Source organism: Pseudomonas baltica (assembly GCF_031880315.1).
Classification (GTDB): domain Bacteria; phylum Pseudomonadota; class Gammaproteobacteria; order Pseudomonadales; family Pseudomonadaceae; genus Aquipseudomonas.
This window is the reverse complement of record NZ_CP134771.1, coordinates 3,569,613-3,586,811: the sequence shown is the minus strand read 5'-3', so window position 1 is coordinate 3,586,811 and position 17,199 is coordinate 3,569,613. Positions and strand designations below refer to the sequence as shown.

Below are 17,199 nucleotides of genomic sequence, written 5' to 3'. Positions count from 1 at the left end.
AGTGCCGGCGTTGCGAGCGCCTTCCTTGTTGGTCGTTTGCTGGAGTCAACCGGAAAAATTCAACATCCGGATAGGCTGAGTTTTTACCTTCTCAAGCGGCGCATTGACCAACGCCTCCTCCATCAAATGCCCCACCTGATCCGCATCCACTTCCCGCGGCAACTGCGGCAACTTGATCGCGATCCCACTCCCATTTCCAGCCGAGCCCCCGACGTTCGCCTGCACCAGCGGCCCGACCATCGTCACCCCACTGGCATCCAGCTTCACAAAGCTCCCAGCGGCCTGCAGCGTCAGCTCCATGCCCGCATCAATCACCACTTTGCTACCGGCCTTGAGATGAATCTCGCTCCCAGCATCAACCAACATCGACGCCCCCAACTTCACATGCTGGGTTTGCCCGACGCTCAGGTGGTCATCCACCGTGATGTAGCTCTTGCGATCGCCCACAGTCGTGCGGTGTTCCTCGGCCTGGAACTCGCTGTAACTGTTGGCTTCAACCGTGTCATGCCGCTCGTTGCCGACGCGCACCAACTGGTCGTTTTCGATGTTCTCGTCCAAGTTGCGCTGGGCGTGGATGTAGATCTGTTCCTGGCCGGCCTTGTCTTCGATGCGCAGCTCGTTGTAGCCCGCGCCGCCGGGGCTGCTGAGGGTCTTGAACAGGGTGCGGGTCTTGTTCGCTGGCAAGGGGTACGGCACCACGTTTTCCTTGTGGTACAGGCAGCCGCTCACCAGCGGCTGGTCGGGGTCGCCTTCGAGGAAGGTCACCAGCACTTCCATGCCAATGCGCGGGATGGCCACGCCACCGTACTGCCCGCCGGCCCAGCCGCTGGCCACGCGTAGCCAGCAGCTGGAGCTTTCGTCAGCTTGGCCGTCGCGGTCCCAGTGGAATTGCACCTTGATGCGACCATAGGCGTCGCAGTGGATCTCTTCGCCTTTGGGGCCGGTGACGATGGCGCTCTGGCTGCCGAGTACGCAGGGTTTGGGGTGTTCGAGCGGCGGGCGGTAGAACACGTCCCAGGGGATGGCCTGGAAGGTGTTGCGGTAGCCGTGGTGGAAGTCGTCCTTGTTGTCGGTGGTGTCGCTGGTCACGGATTCTTCGAGGACTTGCGGTTGTTTGCCCTCGTGGAAGATGTCGGTGAGCAGCCACAGGCTGTTCCATTCGGTGCGCGGGTGGTCGGACATTTCCATGAAGTGCCCGGTCACCAGGCGGGGTTCGTCGCCTTTGCCTTCGGCCAGTTGGTAGTCGGCGCGGTGGCGCTCCAGCGCTCGCTGGCTCAGTTGCTTGCCGCGGCCCAGGTCGGTGAAGCGGCCGGGGTAGTCGTAGTCCTCGAGGGTCGGTGCGAACGTGTTCTGGTCCTGCAGCTTGTAGGACGCTTCCATGAGCAAGCTGGGGGTTTCAAAGTCGTAGTCACGGCGAGTGACGCTATTGGTGCGGGTTTCGAAGCGCAGGTTGAAGCGCTTGATCACAGGTTCGTCGGCGACCATGCCGCTGTCTTGCACGTAGGCGGTAGGCCGACCAATTTTCGGGAAGATGGTCTGGTTGTCGCCGAACACCAGGCGATGGCCGCTGCTGCTGTGCTGGAAGTGGTAGTGCACGCCCTCTTCTTCACACAAACGCTGGACGAATTGCAGGTCAGTTTCGTCGTATTGCACGCAGTATTCGCGCACTGGGCATGGGGTCTGCAGCTGGAAGTCGTAGCCGTCGCCCTGGATGCCATGCTCCTGAAGGATGGCGGCGATGATCTGCGGCGCGGTCTGGTTCTGGAAGATGCGCTGGTTGGTGCGCAAGTCCAGATAGGCCAGTTGCGGCGCGATCGAGACTTTGTAGCGATGCAGGCGTTTGCCGGCATCGCCTTGGGCAACGCTGAAAATCTGGCCGTGGATGCCGGAACCGTTGGGGTCGAACGCCAGGTACGCCTGTTTGTGCAGGACGGTGGTCAGGTCGATGTCAGGATTTTCGCTGACCAGTTCCAGGTCGAAACGGTAGGTGCGGCTGATGCTCTCGTGGCCGGTGAACTCCAAGACCTGGAAATCGTTGTCGAGGCCGTCGATGGTCAGGCTGAAGTGGGTCTGGTCAGCTGCGTTAAACATGGCTTACTCCCTGTTGAGCGTGCCCTCGGCGCAACATCGCGCCGGGGGGACGGGTGTCTCGTCTACTGACCGAGCGCCTTGATGGGCGGGTCCTGATAGGTTTCGTCGATTTTTATGCCATTGGCGCGGGCTTTGGCTTCAGAAGCCGCGCGCTTAGCATGGTATCGATCGAGTAATCCAGGAAGCAGCGTTACCCAACGTGCCATGTCTTTTTCTTCGAAGTGACCATGCCAGAAATCAGATTCGTTCTGGACGGCTAATGAAACGAGGTAATTGCCGTTCTTCTTCGGATCTTTTTCGGAGTCAGAACGCATGACTTCCAGAGTTAAGTAGACCCCATGCTGGTAAAAATGCCACTCATAGACCGAGGGATAAGAAAGCCACTGGTCCAAAGACATTTTAATTGATGGATCAAACCAGGGATGACTGCGCACATGCTCACCGAACACGGTTTCTCCACCGGACAGCTTGATTGCCTCGCTTCCCGGGATACGTGGCGACGACGGATAGTAATAATGACGCCAGCCCTGGGCGATCAGCTCATTGATGATTCCGTATATAAAATCGATATTTTTTTCATGTGAGCTGTTATCCGGCAGCCCCCTTAGAGTGAATTTCAGATTCTGCACACTCTGGCCGTACTGCTCATTAACCACCGATGAAATATTGATGACGTTTTCGGCTCGAATAGTCGCACCCTGTTGACTGAACACCACACTAGGAAGGTTTTGGTCGTTCGCGCTTTTGTCTATTTCATACCAACAGACGCCCTCTATACAGCTCTTCCCAAACGGCAAAGGGCTAGCGGCCTGCATATCAGCCACGGGGACGTCCAATGCGAGTTGCAATACTGGTTTAGTGCCGACCACGGACTTATCTCCTGGGTTAGACGACTGGTCACATCCTGCTATCAAAAGACACAGGAACAGACTCAAGCCTGCGCGAAAATTCACAGGCTCTGGCTCCAGCCAGAAATCGCAGAAATCTGGCCTTCCATGTACTCGGTTTTAGCACCCATTAAATAATGGTACTGGTTGGCTATCTGCACAATGAACTTCATGCGGTCCGTTTCGTTGTACAAGTCGCCTTCCTTCATTGAGACTTTCAAACTCTCGTTGTCGACATCGCAGGCGGTGTTAAAAGCCGCTAATCGTTTAGGCGTAAACGGCAGGACCTCAGCCAGTTCCTGCCCATCCAAAGTCAACTTGAACGCTAGATCGTTGTAGATCAGCAGTTGCAAGATTTTTCGCTGCTCATGATCTGCTATCGCTAACAGCGATCGGCGCTGGGCGGCACGGCGAGACTCTAAGTCAGTAGCCGTTTCTGTAGCAGCAATCTCGTTGAATCCCGTCAGAACGTAACTGGTGATATTAAAGTTACTAATGATCGGCAACGTATCCCCCGCCCAAGGTAAATCATTCACCATCGCCTTCACCTCAGGTGGATAACTCTGCGCATTCCGCTCCGGCGCGCAGCTCGTGAACTGCTCAGGGTGATTGGCATAAAACCAGTGCCAAACAAAAATATCCTGGAACAGCCAAAAATTCCCTTTGCCTAAGTAGTTTTTACCGATGCGCATAGGTACCTGAGCAGGCGTAGGCGTCAGTATCAGGACCGGCTCGCTGGGAATAAAATCCAACCCACACTTCACCTGCTTGCTCGCAAACGCCGCCAACCCCATCCAGTAAAAGCGCCCTTTGAGGGCCGGCTTGCAGCCCTCCTCCTGCTCCAGATAAAACCGCGCATAGGTCGCTGCAATCCGCGCCGCACGTGCGCTGTAATCCGCAACCAGCTCTGGAGTGGTAGACCCTGAGAAAAAGCTCTTCTTCTGATGCGTCAGACGATTGATGGCCGCCATCTGTCCTTTTGCCCAAAGCAGCGAACAGGCAGTCACCTTCTCCTTATGAGAATCTTTGTCTGTATTGGTCGTAAACGTAGCCAGTGGTGCATCGCTCATTTATTGCGACTCCTTTCATAATCATCCGCACCCTCTGGCACGGTGATCTTGTCCCAGGCCAGGTGCACTTGCACGTCGGCAGGCGCATCGGTCTTGATTCTTGGCAAGCGGCCGTCTGCGTCGGTTTCCATGATCTGCGGTGCGGCAACACCGGGAATGGTGACGGCCACTTTCAGCCCTTTCACTGGTGCCCCCGTGCTGGTCACCACGCGCAGTTGTTCGTCGTAGTGCTCCTGCTTGATGGCGGTGCCCAGCAGGTCGCCCGCGCGGGCCATATCGACGGCCACCGGCAACACCGCCGGCAACAACCCAATCACCGTACCAACCCCCGCAGCCCCACCGGCATTCGCCTTCGCCATCGCGCCTATCACCGTCACGCCACTGGCATCGAGTTTGATAAAACTCCCGCCCGCCTGCACCGTCAGCTCCTCCCCGGCTTCAATCACCAACGTATTGCCCGCGGTCAGATGTATCTCCCGCCCAGCATCCACCAACTGCGCAGTCCCCAACTTCACATGCTGGTTATTACCCACGTTCAAATGGTCATCGGCCTTGAGCTCAGTCTTGCGATCCGCACCAATAGTGCGGTGTTCTTCCGCCTTGAACTCGCTGTAGCTATTCCCTTCAACGGTGTCATAACGCTCGTGACCAACGCGGATCACCTGGTCGTTCTCGATGTTTTCGTCCCAGTCGCGTTGGGCGTGCAGGTAGATCTGCTCCTGGCCCTTTTTGTCTTCGATGCGGATCTCGTTGTAGCCACCGCCGCCAGGGCTGCTGAGGGTCTTGAACCCCGTCTGGGTCTTGTTCGCCGGCAGCGCGTAGGGCACCGGGTTTTCCTTGTGGTACACGCAGCCGCTGATCACCGGTTGGTCGGGGTCGCCCTCAAGAAAGGTGACGATGACCTCCATACCGACACGCGGAATCGCGATGGCACCGTAGCGATCACCAGCCCAGCTGGAGGACACGCGCAGCCAGCAGCTGCTGGTGTCGTCGGAGGCGTTGAGGCGGTCCCAGTGAAATTGCACTTTGACGCGCCCGTACTCATCGCAGTGGATCTCTTCGCCTTTGGGGCCGGTGACGATGGCGCTCTGCAGGCCCAGGACCCGGGGTTTGCGGTGCTTTAGTGGCGGACGGTAGAACACGTCCCAGGGTGTCGCCAAAAAGCGGTTGCGGTAGCCGTGGTGGAAGTCGTCCTTGTTGTTGGTGGTGTCGCTGGTCACGGACTCTTCGAGCACTTGCGGCTGTTTGCCTTCGTGGAAGACTTCGGTCAGCAGCCACAGGTCGTTCCATTCGGCCTTGGTGTGTTCGGCCAGGGTCATGAAAAACCCGCTCTGCAGGCGCGGCTCGTCGCTTTTGCCGTCGGCCAGGCGAAAGTCCGCGCGGTGGCGTTCGAGGGCGCGTTGGCTGAGCTGTTTGCCGCGGGCGCTGTCGGTGAACCGGCCGGGGTAGTCGTAGTCTTCGAGGTCCGGCTGAGCGCCCTTGTAGTCACCGGGACGGTAGACGGCGTCGAGCTGTACCCGCGGTTTCTCGAAGTCGTAGTCGCGGCGCGAAACACGGCTGGTGCGGGCTTCGAGGCGCACGGCGAAACGCTTGATCACTGGTTCGTCGGCGACCATGCCAGTGTCCTGCACATAGGAAACAGCCTTGCCGAGCTTGGGAAAGCCCGCCTGGTCGTCGCCGAACACCACGACGTGCTGCTGAGGGCCGTGTTCGAAGCGAAAGTGAATGCCTTCTTCTTCGCACAACCGCTGGATGAAATGCAGATCGCTCTCGTCATACTGCACGCAGTAGTCGCGCGGCGGGTACGTGGTGTTGCATTGGAAGCGATAGAACGTGCTGAGGATGCCGTGCTCCTCGATCACCTGGGTGATGATTTCGATCACGCTTTTTTGTTGGAAGATGCGCTGGTTGGTGCGGTGCTCCAGGTAGGCGAGTTGCGGTACCAGGGAGACGCAATAGCGGTGCAGGCGCTTGCCGGCATCACCGGCCGAGACACTGTAGATCTGCCCATGGATGCCGCTGCCGTTTTCGTCCAGCGCCAGGTAGGCCTGCTTGTGCAGCAGGCTGTGCAGGTCGATGTCCGGGTTTTCGCTGACCAGCACGAGGTCGAAGCGGTAGACCTGGTTGATGCCCTCGTGGCCGGTGAAGCTGAGGACTTGAAAGTCGTTGTCGAGCCCCGGGATCGTGAGATTGAAGTGGGTCTCGTCGGCTGCCGCGAACATGGCTTACTCCCTGTTTGAATTCATCCGTTGCGCTGGCTGAACCAGCGCGCCATAAAGCTGGGATTGCCCACCCAGAACGCTTCCTGCAGTTGCCGTGCGGTGATCTGCCGACGCTTGGGATCAAGCGCCAGGGCACGACGCAGCCCCAGCCAGCATTGCTTGGGCAAGCGCCGCGGGCGACGCAGTTTACGCTCAAGTTTCTGCTCGCGGGCCTGCAAGGCGGTGAGACGGTTGAACGGATGCCTGCCGCTGGCCAGCTCGTAGAGGATGCATGCCATGGCGTACACATCCGCCGCCTTGCTCAACGGCTCACCCTCCAGCAGTTCAGGCGCGGCATAGTTGGGCGTCCAGGCGTTGAACCGCTCGCGGCTGATCTGGGCCAGCCCGGGCATGACACCCTCCATGGCCTGACCAAGGCCAAAGTCGAACAGGCGCAGGCCGTTCTCCGTGAGCATCAGGTTGCCGGGCTTGAGGTCGCCGTGCAGCACGCCTTGGTCGTGGGCATGAGCGAGGGTGTGCAGCATGCCCAGCGCCAAAGCGTGAAACTCTTCCCACGGCAAGCCTTCGGGTTGTTCGAAAAGCATCTGGTCCAGTGTCAGGCCTCGCATCAGCTCCATGGTGATAAAGGCGCGATGGCACTGACTGTCGACCTCAAAGGTATGCAACCGCACCACGTGGGGGTGGCACAGATGGCGGGTCAGGGCAAATTCGCTGTAAAGCAGCACACTGGCGTCCGGGCTCTCGGCGATGTCGTCCTTGAGCACCTTGATGGCCAGGTAGGGATCGGGGTCGCCGAACTGCTCGTGGAGTAGATCCCGCGCGCGATACACCACGCCCATGCCGCCCGAGCCAAGAATGCGCTCCAGCCGATAACGCCCGGCCAGTATCGCCGGAAGTTCACCACGTGGCCCTTGCTCGACAGGCACGACCGGCTTGGCGCCCGCCGTGAAAGCAAAGTACGTCAGGTTGTGGCCGCCGTCTTCCAGCTCCGTCTCGGCGGGTACAAGCGGTTGCAGGTCACTCATTGGCGCACCACCACGGCGGTCAGGTTGTCACTCGCCTTGCCGCGCAAGGCCTTGTCGAATAGGCGGTCCAACGCTACCCGCGGTAGCGTCAAGCTCAAGGCGTTGCCTAGGGCTTCACCACTGATGCTGTGGTAAAGGCCATCGGAGCACAGCAGGAAGGCATCGCCAGGCGACACCTCCAGTTCCAGCACCTCGAGCTTGAGCTCGGGTCCCACGCCTACGGCACGGGTCAGCGCATGGGCGCCAGGCTGGCGACGGGCCTGTTCAGCGCTCATCTGTTGTTCGTCCATGTATTGCTGCTGCAGCGAGTGGTCTCGGGACAGCTGGTACAAGCGCTTGCCGCGCCACAGGTAGCAGCGGCTATCGCCCGCCCAGATGCACACTGCACGCTTGCCGTGCACCGACAGCAGCACCACGGTGCTGCCGATGATGCTGTCGGCGCGGTCCGGGAGCATGGTCAGCTCCTGGCCGAGCTTGCGGTTGAGCCAGTGCAGGCACTGGCGCAACTGGGTGACGCGCTCGTCGAAGTCATCACTGAGGATCAATTCCGCCAGGCTGTCGACGATCAGGCGGCTGGCGATGTCTCCACCCTGGTGCCCGCCCATGCCGTCGGCGACCACCCAAAGGCCGCGTTCCGGGGTATCCAAGAACGCGTCTTCGTTGCGCGCACGCACCTTGCCGGGGTCGGTACGCCCGGCACTGCGCCATACACCCGTCATCAGCATCAGAGCGCCACCGGCATACGGAAGCTGCGCATGGCGGTCATGTCGAACGGATTCGGCGAACGCTGGCTGATCACCAGGTAGTTGGCGCGCATCCCGCCGACATCAGCCTTGACCATCAGCACATCGCGGCCGCTCTGGTACTCGGTCTGCATCAGGTCGAACAGGCGGAACAGCGACCAAGGGCCGGTGTTTTTCTCGATGCCCAGTGGGCGTCCACCCAGCGGCTCCATGACCAGGCTGGTACGGCCATCATCCGCTTGCGCCGGCCACTTGAACGCCACCGGCACGATTGGGCCGTGGCGATAAACCATGTGCTGGTCGCCGAAGCGGAAGTCCGCCGTCCCGACGTTGGAGTCCAGGGTGTAAGGCTCCAGTTTGAACTGCACCTGTGGCTCGTTGGGGTTCTCCGAAAAGAAGCTGCGGCGGATGACCTGCGCGTTAGTCATCTGGTCGAGGAACACCTTGGACATCGGCAGGCTGCGGCCATCGACGGCCCGTAGGCGGTAGTTGCCCGGCTCACCACTGACGAACGGACGCAGGTAGTTGTCGAAGAACTGATCGGCAATACCCTGAGCTTTGAAGAACTCGCGGAAGTCATTCAGAGCCACATCGCTGTCGCTGTGGGCGAAGAACGGATAGCGCTCGCTGATGGCTTTTTTGTAGAAGCCGTACAGTTCGGCTTGGTAGTGCTGGTTGACGTACTGATAGCTGTCGTTGAGCACCATTGACCAGGTGTCTTCGGCCAGGCCATTGAACCAGCCCTTGACCGGCACCGGCAGACGCGACGCCGCGTTGCGCAGGTTGTTCAGCGCGTCACGCTGGCCACCCATGCGGTTCTTGGCCATGTCGTAGGCAGTCTGCTCCGGCTGGCTGGAACGAGCCAGGCTGGACAGCTGTTGCTGCAGGTCGTTGAGCGCCTGGAGCGCCGGGGTCAGGTCGGCTGCGGGGCCGTTGTTGTCATCGAGCAGGCGATGCAACGGCTCGAAACGACGCTCCAGCGATTTGCGCGCGGTGTCCGGCAGACTCTTGGCCAAGGCGTTTTGCGCCTGATCCGCAGCGGATGCCGCGGCCTTGGCTACCTTGCCGAGTTTGCCCGTGGCCTTGTCTGCAACCGCTCCGACATCGACGTCATCCAGCGGCGCCGGGAAACGCGTGTTCTGGCGGATCTCGGTCAGCAGTTGCAGCAGCGGCGAATTGGCCGAGGTCAGGCTGCCGACCTGATCGGCGCCATCGCCAGCGTCGTTCATCGCTTCCAGCTCGATGCCCGCGACGGCGTCGCTCCAGTAGTTCGCGTAGTCGTGGAAGTACAGCTGCTCGAGCTCGACCATCAACTGGCGCAGGTCCACGGTGCTCAGATCACCGCCCTCGCCCAGCACCCAGTTGTCGCGCAGGATATCGCGCACCATGTTCGCGCCCTGGGTGATGAAGTACTGCTGATAGCCGTTCTGGGTGTAGAAGCCAGGGATCACATAATCGGTGCCGATGAACACAGCGCCTTGTGGACCCAGGTGCTGGCTCAAGCGGTAGTCTGGCAGGTCACGCGCTTGTTCGCGCAGCACGCGATAGACCACCGCAGCCAGCGACTCGCTGCGCAGCACCTGACGGGCCTGAGCCACCAGCGGATCATCAAGGCCATACACGAACGGCTGCTTGAGCAGGCGCGCGAAGTGCGCGTTGAGGCTGTTCTGCACCTCGGTGTTGCCTGGATAGGCTTGCGCCCAGGCCGTGGCGACCGCGTCCTTGAGCGTGGCCGGGTCGCGGCGCTCGGTGAGGTTGAGCATCAGGTAGGCCCGCAGGCTGCCTAGCAGTCGATCACGGCTGCCCATGCTGCCGCGGATCTGCGCTTCAAGCATGCGCGCCACTCGTGGCAACAGGACGTTTTGCAGATCGCGCTGATACGCGGCATTGAGCACCGGATCGCTCGGCTCGCCTTGATACAGGCCGCCACGCTCTTGCAGGCTTACGTCGCCTTTGGGCGGGAACACACGGCTGGCGGCGTAGCTGCTGTCGAGTGTCGCCAGCGCCGCCAAGGCGTCGTCCTGCGGGTTGAGGTGGCTGCGCTGGCCGTCGAGTTTCTGCGCAATATCGCGGACCTGCTCGAGACGATCGTGGTTGGCCGAGAAGCTGTTCGCCCACACTAGGCCGAATACCCCCATCAATAACAAGGCGGCTACGTACAGCGCGCGCTGCCCCCAGTTGATGCGGCTGATCTCGCGTTTATCGAGGCCGGCCAGGTCGGCTTCTGGGAAGATCACTCTGGAGAACAGGTGATGAATGAAGCGTGCACGACCGGCTCGCAGGGTCGGAATCACCCGGCTCGACATGCCAAGGTTGGCGCCGATGGCCGCCGTACTTTCATCCATGGCCTCAGTGGCGTGCGGCGCGCTGGTGAAATAGAAACCGCGCAACTCGCTGGCACGCTGGTAACGGTTACCAGTGAAGGCCATATCCACGAGCACGCACAGGCGTTCACCGATCTGCGCCAACTGCTGGGGGAAGTCGAGAATCAGGCCGCGACGTTGTGGATCGCGCTCCTGGTGCATGCGCATGATGACTTGGCTGTCGAGACGCGACAGCAGGGATTCGAACTCCTGACGGACAACGGAAGCGTCGGAGCCCACTTGGTCCTTGCGAAAGCTGGCACCCAGCACCTGTTCGGTTTCTTCGCGAGTCAGCTGATCGAAAAATTCGTTGAAACCAGTGACCTGGTCAGCCTTGCTGATCACCAGATAGACCGGCACGTTGACGTGCAATTGTTGCTGGATTTCCTGCAGGCGTGCACGGATGCGCGGGCCCAGGTCGTCGAGGACGAGCTCGTCCGCAGACTGCAGGGTTTCCAGCGGGATGTTGACCAGCACGCCATTGAGCGGGCGGTTCCGGCGGCGCTTGCGCAGCAGGCCTAGCAGCGTCTGCCAGGCGTCTTCGTCGACTAGCTTGTCGTCATGGGTCAGGTAGCGGCCCGCGGTGTCGATCAATACGCCGTTATCGGCAAAGTACCAGTCGCAATGCTGGGTGCCCTTGGTGTCACGGGTCAGCTTGCGCTCGATCTTGTTGATAGGAAATTCCAGGCCCGAAAAGTCCAGCAGGCTGGTCTTGCCGCTGCCCTGCGGGCCGATCACCAGATACCAGGGCAGCTCGGTGCGCCATCGCTCGCTACGGCCACGGTAGAGGCTGGAGGTCTTGAGGGTGTGCAGAGCGTCCTTGAAGCGGCTGCGCAGTTCTTTTTGCGCGTTGTCGATCTTCGCTTCGCGCTGCAGGCGGTCCTGACCGGCTTCGCTGTCTTCGAGGGCTTTCTTGCGCACGGTGCTGCGCCAGCTGACGAATACCATCAGCAGGCCCCACAGTAGACACAACGCACTGATAGTCAGCAGACGCGCGGTCGCCGGCTCCCAGAACTTGTAATCATCGACGGCGAACAGCGGGCCGGCGAACCACACCAGCAGCGAAGCGATCACCACCAGCAACAAGGTCCATACCCATGTCTTGCACAGGAAGGCCCAGGCTTTCTTGAAAAAGTTTTTCATCACACGTCCCTGTATTACAACTTCGGCTGGGCCGCAGCCGGATCAAGCTGCTGGAAAGGTTGAAGCACGGTTGCACGCTGTTCCTTTAGAACCCACGCGAACCCCGAGTACATGACTGCCAGGCACACCAGGGTGAACAGCACCACCAGCCACCACGGCACGATGCGCACCAGGTTGCGACGCTGCTCGCTAAGGCCTTCCCAATGCGGAGACAGTTCGCGAGGGATATCCCCGCGCAGTTGGCGAATCTGCCGGTAAAGGCTGTCACGGATGCCTTCAAGCTCGATCATGCCGCGGTTCATCACCCGGTATTTGCCCTCGAAGCCCAGCGACAGGCACAGGTACATCAGTTCGAGCATCAGCAGGTGCTTGACCGGGTTGCGTGACAGACGATCGAGCAGCTGGAAGAACTTTTCGCCACCGAAGGTCTCGTTATGAAAGCTGCTGAGCAGGTTCATCTGTGACCATTGGCTCTCGTTGCCGTCGCTGGTAGTGACCACCGCCTCATCCAATGCCGTACACAGCACATAGCGCGCGGCCATGACCTGACTACTTTCGACGCCGTCGTTCAAGGCTTGCGCTTCGAATATCTTGAGTGCCGAACTCAGGCGATCTTTAAGCTTGGGCAGATTGCTGCGATCGGAATCGTGCTTAAGGGCCACCAGCTCCGAAAGCAGGCCCGAGGCCGCAGCGATCAGCGCGTTCTGGCTCGCCATGAAGTGCTCTGCGGGACGCAGGCGCGCGGCGTAGATCATTCGCCGCTCGAGGTCTTCCAAGCGCGGCGGTTCGGCGAAGTCGGTCAGCGGGCTATGTGCGCTGTCATGCCCGTGCCGCCCGGCCAATATGGTCTTTTCGTCCTGCTCGTATCCCATTTCCATGCTCATTGCATCAGCTCCTGATAGCCCAGAATTTCAATTCAAGCTCGGAGAATTCGCCTGACACGTGGAAGGCAAAGCCGCCCGAACGCTCCAGTTGGGCCAGGTCTTCGGAACTGAGCTCGAGGTTGAAATAGGTTTTGTTCGAATGAAACGGTATCTGCCGCGGTGCCACCGGCAATGGCCGCACCTTGATGCCCGGCAGGTGCAGGTTGACCAGTTGGCGAATGTGCTCCACCGCGCCGACCTTGAGGTGAGCCGGCAAACGTTGGCGCAGGGTCTCGGAGTCGCAGTTGGCGCTGGCCGCCAGTACGAACGAGGCGCTGCCCAGCAGCTTGTGATCCTTGAGCGGCGACACGGTGATGCCGTACTGGCGCTCCTGCAGCTCCATCTCGATGGCGTGCTGTTCGAGCACCATCGACAGCGCCTGGCGGATGGCATCCATCAACTTGCGGAAACTCGTGCCCTGGTCGCTGTGCAGATAGCGGCTGTCCAGCCGGGGGCGCTTGTTGTCGCTGGAGAAGGTCGCCAGGTCACCGAACATCGACAGCAGCGTGCGATACAGCTCCTCGGGATGGACCTGTTCGAGCCCCAGGTAGTGACGCAGGTTGAGCTCGGTGCGGTTGATCAGTTGCAGCATCATAAAGTCACCGACTTCCGCGCCCGCGACCTTGCCATTCGAACGAATGCGTTCAGCCAGGGTATCGCCGCGGTGGGCGAGCATGCTGATCACTTCCTTGAGGCACGACTGCAGGTAGGGTGAGCCATGGGCATGGATGAAGGTCGGCACGAAGTCACCGTCCAGCGACACATCACCATCGGGCGTGGTGTCGAGGATCTCGCAGATCTTCAGCTTCACGTAGGTCTGGTCGTTATGCTGCGGGCCCAGCAGCAGGCGGAAGTCCGGGCGCGCACAGCTGATCTGGCGGCTGGAATCGTCGCCCGCGTTGGAGTCTGCGACTTCGGTCTCGAACACCGTGTAGCGGGCCATTACGTCCAGCTGATCGGCGCGACGTGTCTCGACGTGGTTACCGGCCACCAGCGGCAATGCCAGGTAAACCGGAGTGTTACTGGTGTTGGGCGGTACATCGACGGCCAACGCCTGGGCGCTGCTGTCGAGGCTGAACAGGCTGCCATCAGGCAATACGCCGCTGGCCTGACTGATGACCAGCTTGCCCATTTTCAGGAACTGCGTGTCGATCTCGAAGCCAAGAAAGCCCCAGCTGTAACGGCTGAGCATCTGCGTTCGCGCTTTGAGCTGGTGGTCGTAGTAACGGTCGTTGTGCTGGAAATGCTGCGGGCGCAGCAACATGCCTTCCTGCCAGACAATCTTGTGGGCATTCATGGTTATTTATCCGCCTTGGCCAGCTTGGCCCTGGCGTCGGCATCGATGTTGTGGATGCCCAAATCGTCCAGTTTCAGGTTGACCTTGGTCAGGCCCATCGGCACCACTTGCACGGTGTAGCGCCACTGGGTTTCCGGCAGGTCGCGGTAGGCCGCAAGCACGCCGACGTAGCGGTTGCCGTTGCCCACGGTGAGCTTGAGGTCGAGGGATTCGCCAGGGCGCAGCTCGATCTCTTCATCGCTGACCAGGTCCTGGGCCAGGGATTCCTTGGCGCGCTCGTAGAGGGTGAAAAAGTCAGCGTTCTCGAACGCCGTCGGGTGCTTGAGCTCCAGCAGGCGCAGGACGATTGGCGATGGCCGGCCGTTTTGATCAGGGTTGAGCTGATCGCTGGCGCTGATCTTGAGGTTCAGCTTGGTTTCGGTGGAGTAAGGCGACAGAGCCGAACACCCGGCCAACAACGCCACGGTCAGCAAAGCGGCCAATTGCGTAAAGCGTTTCATGCGGGTCATCCCTGATGCTCGGAATTGAGGGTGGAAATAAGACGGATCTGCTCTTCATAGGCCTGGGCAAAATCGCGGGCCAGCAAGCGCTCGCTCCAGTCATCGTCCTGACGCAAGGCCTGGTGATGACGGCCGAAGGCGCGCCAGCGGCTGCCGGCACCAGCGAACAGCGACTTCAGCCCTTCGCGCTCGAAACGCAGGGTCAATTGCTCCGGGGAAAAATGCTCGAGCGTGGCGCGCACCGTTGCACGGCTGCCGGCGAGCATCGCCACCTGATGGGCCTGGACATCGCGGAACGCACGTACTACAGCCTCTTCGGCGCCGAACTGGCCGGGTTTGGGCGCCTGCAGCAAGGCACTTAGCGCCTGCTCGGCATCACTGGTGTGCTTGAGCGGGTTCTTGCCGGCGGTCTGCACGGTGGTCTGCGCCAGACGCAGTTCGTTTTTCAGTTCGCTGCGAGTGCGCAGGCTCTGCTGCAGGCCACCGATGCTGACCTTCAGCAAGTGTGCGGCCTTGAGGGCCAGGGCCTCACGCGCGGCCTCGTCGAGCCCGGTCAGGTCAACGCCCAGGGCGCTGCCGAAACGTAGCCAGAATGCCTCGGATTGGCGTTCGGGCGCTGCCACAGGGGTCGCCTTGGGTGCCGTGACGACCGGTTCCGGTACCAGCTCAGGGATCGGCAGGCTTTCCATGTCGATGCGCGCATAGTCAGCGCGTTGTACGGTGTGGCGCGCCTTGGTGTCGAAGCCGGCCAGCTCGTCGAATTCGCTGTAAATGCGCTCTTGCTGTTCCAGGGCATTGATCGGATCAAGGTCCAGGAAGGCGTCGTCAGGGATGATCCCGACACCTGGCACATCGGCAGAGTAATGGTCGTTGCGCGCCGCAGCCGGACGTATGACCCGTGCACGCAGCTCGTAGTCACCCAGGCGATAAACGCTACCGGTCTCGATGCGCTGCGGCTCGCCCTTGCGCAGCCGCGCGCCGGTGGCGGCGATCTCGATACCGTTGCTGCTGGTATCGGTCAGGTAGAACGTACCGCGGTTGAAGCTGATCTCGGCGTGGCGGTTGGACAAATGGCGATGACGGTCAGGGATGACCCAGTCGCAATCCTGACCACGGCCGATCACCCCTCCCGCCTGCTTGAAGGTGCGCGCGTGCAAGTGCTCGGGCACCGGCTGACGCGGGTTGTGCAGTTCCAGAAGCAATTCCATGTTGAAGCTCTCCTTGCGGTCATTGGCCGCGATTGACCGCCTGGGGTTCGCCGAGCGGGCGGTAGTCTTTGTCGCTGTGCTTGTAATTGCCGTTGCCGGTGCATCCCGTCAGGCCACACACAACAACCATGGCCAACAGGGCCGCTTGCCAATGACGTGCAAACATCAATGGATCTCCTTGAATGGATAAAAAGGGAAAACGCAGGTCGCTCATGCTTGCGACTCCGCGTCGGTGATGTTGAGACGCCCCAGGCGATACAGCAGCGTGCGGCGCGGCAGGCCCAGCTCACGCGCGACAAGTGTGCGGTTGCCATCGTTCTTGCGAAGGCAATCGAGCAACAGCGTGCGTTCGACCTGCTCCATGCGCTCGCGCAGGTTGAGGCTGCGATCGATCGGCAGGCCGTCGAGCCGCAAGGTGAAATGCTCGGGCTGGAACTCCCCTCCCTCGCACAACAGCACTGCCCGCTCGACCATGCCCTTGAGCTCGCGCACATTGCCGGGGAAGCCGTAGCTGCACAGGTGGTCCAGTGCGGCGTCGGACCAATTGGGCAAGTCACGGCTGAGAAATGCACACGCGCGTACCGCGAAGTGCCGGGCCAGTTCGAGAATGTCGTTCTCGCGCTGTCGCAGCGGTGGCAACTCGATCGGGAACTGCGCCAGGCGGTAGTAGAGGTCCTCGCGAAACAGCCCTTGAGCAACCATCGCCTGCAAGTCCCGGTGGGTGGCGGCGATGATGCGCACGTTGATCTTATGGCTGTCGTTGCTGCCCAGCGGGCGGATCTCGCCCTCTTGCAGCACGCGCAGCAGCTTGGCCTGCAAGGCAAGGGGCATGTCGCCGATTTCGTCCAGCAGCAAGGTGCCGCCCTCGGCCGCATCGAACAGGCCTTCTCGGTCGCGGTCGGCACCGGTGAAGGCGCCCCGACGATAGCCGAACAGTTCGCTTTCCAGCAGGTTTTCCGGGAAAGCCGCGCAGTTCTGCACGATGAAGGCCTTGGTGCGCCGGGGGCTGCAGTCATGAATGGCACGGGCGACGACTTCCTTGCCGGTCCCGGTTTCGCCGTTGAGCAGCACGGTGTAGGGGCTGTGCAAGACTTTGCTGATCAGCTGATAGGTGTGGCGCATCACCGCGCTTTTGCCGATCAATCCGTAGCCACTCGCGCAGGTATCGATACCGTCGATCACGCTGCTGTCCTCAGGCCCGCGCAGGCGTTGCAGCAATGAGAATTGGGCCATGACGAAACGTCCCAATTGGCCGAAGGACTGGGAAAAACCTTGAAGGTTGCGGCATTCGGCACTGGCGCAGACCAACAGCCCTTCGACTACATCGCTCTCGCCCACCAGCGGCACGCACAGCAGCGAATCCCAGCCGCGCGCACAAGCGGGCAGGAAATCCGTCGGGTACAGGCCGCTGCCCAGGCTCTCGACACTCACTGCGCGGTTCTGGCACAGGCTGAACTGCAGCAACTCGCCGCCATGGTAATCGGCGGGCAGGCTCGCGACCTCCCGTGGCTGCAACAAACCGTCGAGGGATTCTGCGCTCAGGCCTAGGGCACTGTGGGACGCGTCGAGCAGGTACACCTGGGCCAGTTCGCAACCACTCAACTTAGCCGCTTCGCTGGCGAAATCACCCAGCAGGCGCGCACTGTGGGCAGCCTGAGACAAGCGCGAGTAGGTCCCGAGCAAGGCTTCAGCGTAGGCCAGAGGCTGGACGATATCGGCAAACATCA

13 protein-coding genes are annotated in these 17,199 nt (G+C 60.8%); all 13 read right to left on the bottom strand.

All coding sequences use genetic code 11. From position 1 onward, the window contains the following. Window positions 1–45: 45 nt before the first annotated feature. Window positions 46–2,091 (bottom strand): type VI secretion system tip protein VgrG, encoded by a 2,046-nt coding sequence (locus REH34_RS15960; protein WP_311968411.1) that lies wholly within the window; start codon window positions 2,089–2,091, stop codon window positions 46–48. A gap of 62 nt (window positions 2,092–2,153) precedes the next feature. After that, window positions 2,154–2,960 carry a hypothetical protein gene (locus REH34_RS15955; protein WP_311968410.1) on the bottom strand — a complete coding sequence of 269 codons (807 nt, stop codon included), beginning with the start codon at window positions 2,958–2,960 and terminating at the stop codon, window positions 2,154–2,156. Between the two features lie 80 nt (window positions 2,961–3,040). Continuing rightward, on the bottom strand, window positions 3,041–4,048 hold the full coding sequence (locus REH34_RS15950) for a DUF2515 family protein (RefSeq protein WP_311968409.1): 1,008 nt from the start codon (window positions 4,046–4,048) through the stop codon (window positions 3,041–3,043). Then, window positions 4,045–6,270: a type VI secretion system tip protein TssI/VgrG gene (tssI, locus tag REH34_RS15945; protein ID WP_311968408.1), complete on the bottom strand. Its 2,226-nt coding sequence runs from the start codon at window positions 6,268–6,270 to the stop codon at window positions 4,045–4,047. The genes REH34_RS15950 and tssI overlap by 4 nt, the downstream gene beginning before the upstream one ends. Before the next feature lie 20 nt (window positions 6,271–6,290). Continuing rightward, window positions 6,291–7,295, bottom strand: coding sequence for a serine/threonine-protein kinase (locus REH34_RS15940; protein WP_311968407.1), 1,005 nt, complete (start codon window positions 7,293–7,295; stop codon window positions 6,291–6,293). Further along, on the bottom strand, window positions 7,292–8,020 hold the full coding sequence (locus tag REH34_RS15935) for a serine/threonine-protein phosphatase (RefSeq protein WP_311968406.1): 729 nt from the start codon (window positions 8,018–8,020) through the stop codon (window positions 7,292–7,294). The genes REH34_RS15940 and REH34_RS15935 overlap by 4 nt, the downstream gene beginning before the upstream one ends. Further along, entirely contained in the window at window positions 8,020–11,544 is a 3,525-nt protein-coding gene (gene tssM, locus REH34_RS15930) for a type VI secretion system membrane subunit TssM (protein ID WP_311968405.1), read from the bottom strand. The genes REH34_RS15935 and tssM overlap by 1 nt, the downstream gene beginning before the upstream one ends. A gap of 14 nt (window positions 11,545–11,558) precedes the next feature. Beyond that, window positions 11,559–12,428: a type IVB secretion system protein IcmH/DotU gene (gene icmH / locus REH34_RS15925; protein WP_311968404.1), complete on the bottom strand. Its 870-nt coding sequence runs from the start codon at window positions 12,426–12,428 to the stop codon at window positions 11,559–11,561. Between the two features lie 4 nt (window positions 12,429–12,432). Then, a complete protein-coding gene (gene tssK / locus REH34_RS15920) occupies window positions 12,433–13,764 on the bottom strand; it encodes a type VI secretion system baseplate subunit TssK (protein WP_311968403.1) in 1,332 nt (443 codons plus the stop codon). A gap of 2 nt (window positions 13,765–13,766) precedes the next feature. Continuing rightward, the gene (gene tssJ, locus REH34_RS15915; RefSeq protein ID WP_311968402.1) at window positions 13,767–14,264 is read right to left on the bottom strand and encodes a type VI secretion system lipoprotein TssJ; all 498 of its coding nucleotides are present in this window, start codon (window positions 14,262–14,264) and stop codon (window positions 13,767–13,769) included. 5 nt (window positions 14,265–14,269) lie between these two features. Then, on the bottom strand, window positions 14,270–15,472 hold the full coding sequence (gene tagH, locus REH34_RS15910; protein WP_311968401.1) for a type VI secretion system-associated FHA domain protein TagH: 1,203 nt from the start codon (window positions 15,470–15,472) through the stop codon (window positions 14,270–14,272). Window positions 15,473–15,491: 19 nt separating this feature from the next. Further along, a complete protein-coding gene (locus REH34_RS15905) occupies window positions 15,492–15,638 on the bottom strand; it encodes a type VI secretion protein (protein ID WP_311972102.1) in 147 nt (48 codons plus the stop codon). A gap of 44 nt (window positions 15,639–15,682) precedes the next feature. Beyond that, a complete protein-coding gene (locus REH34_RS15900; protein ID WP_311968400.1) occupies window positions 15,683–17,197 on the bottom strand; it encodes a sigma 54-interacting transcriptional regulator in 1,515 nt (504 codons plus the stop codon). Window positions 17,198–17,199: the final 2 nt, after the last annotated feature.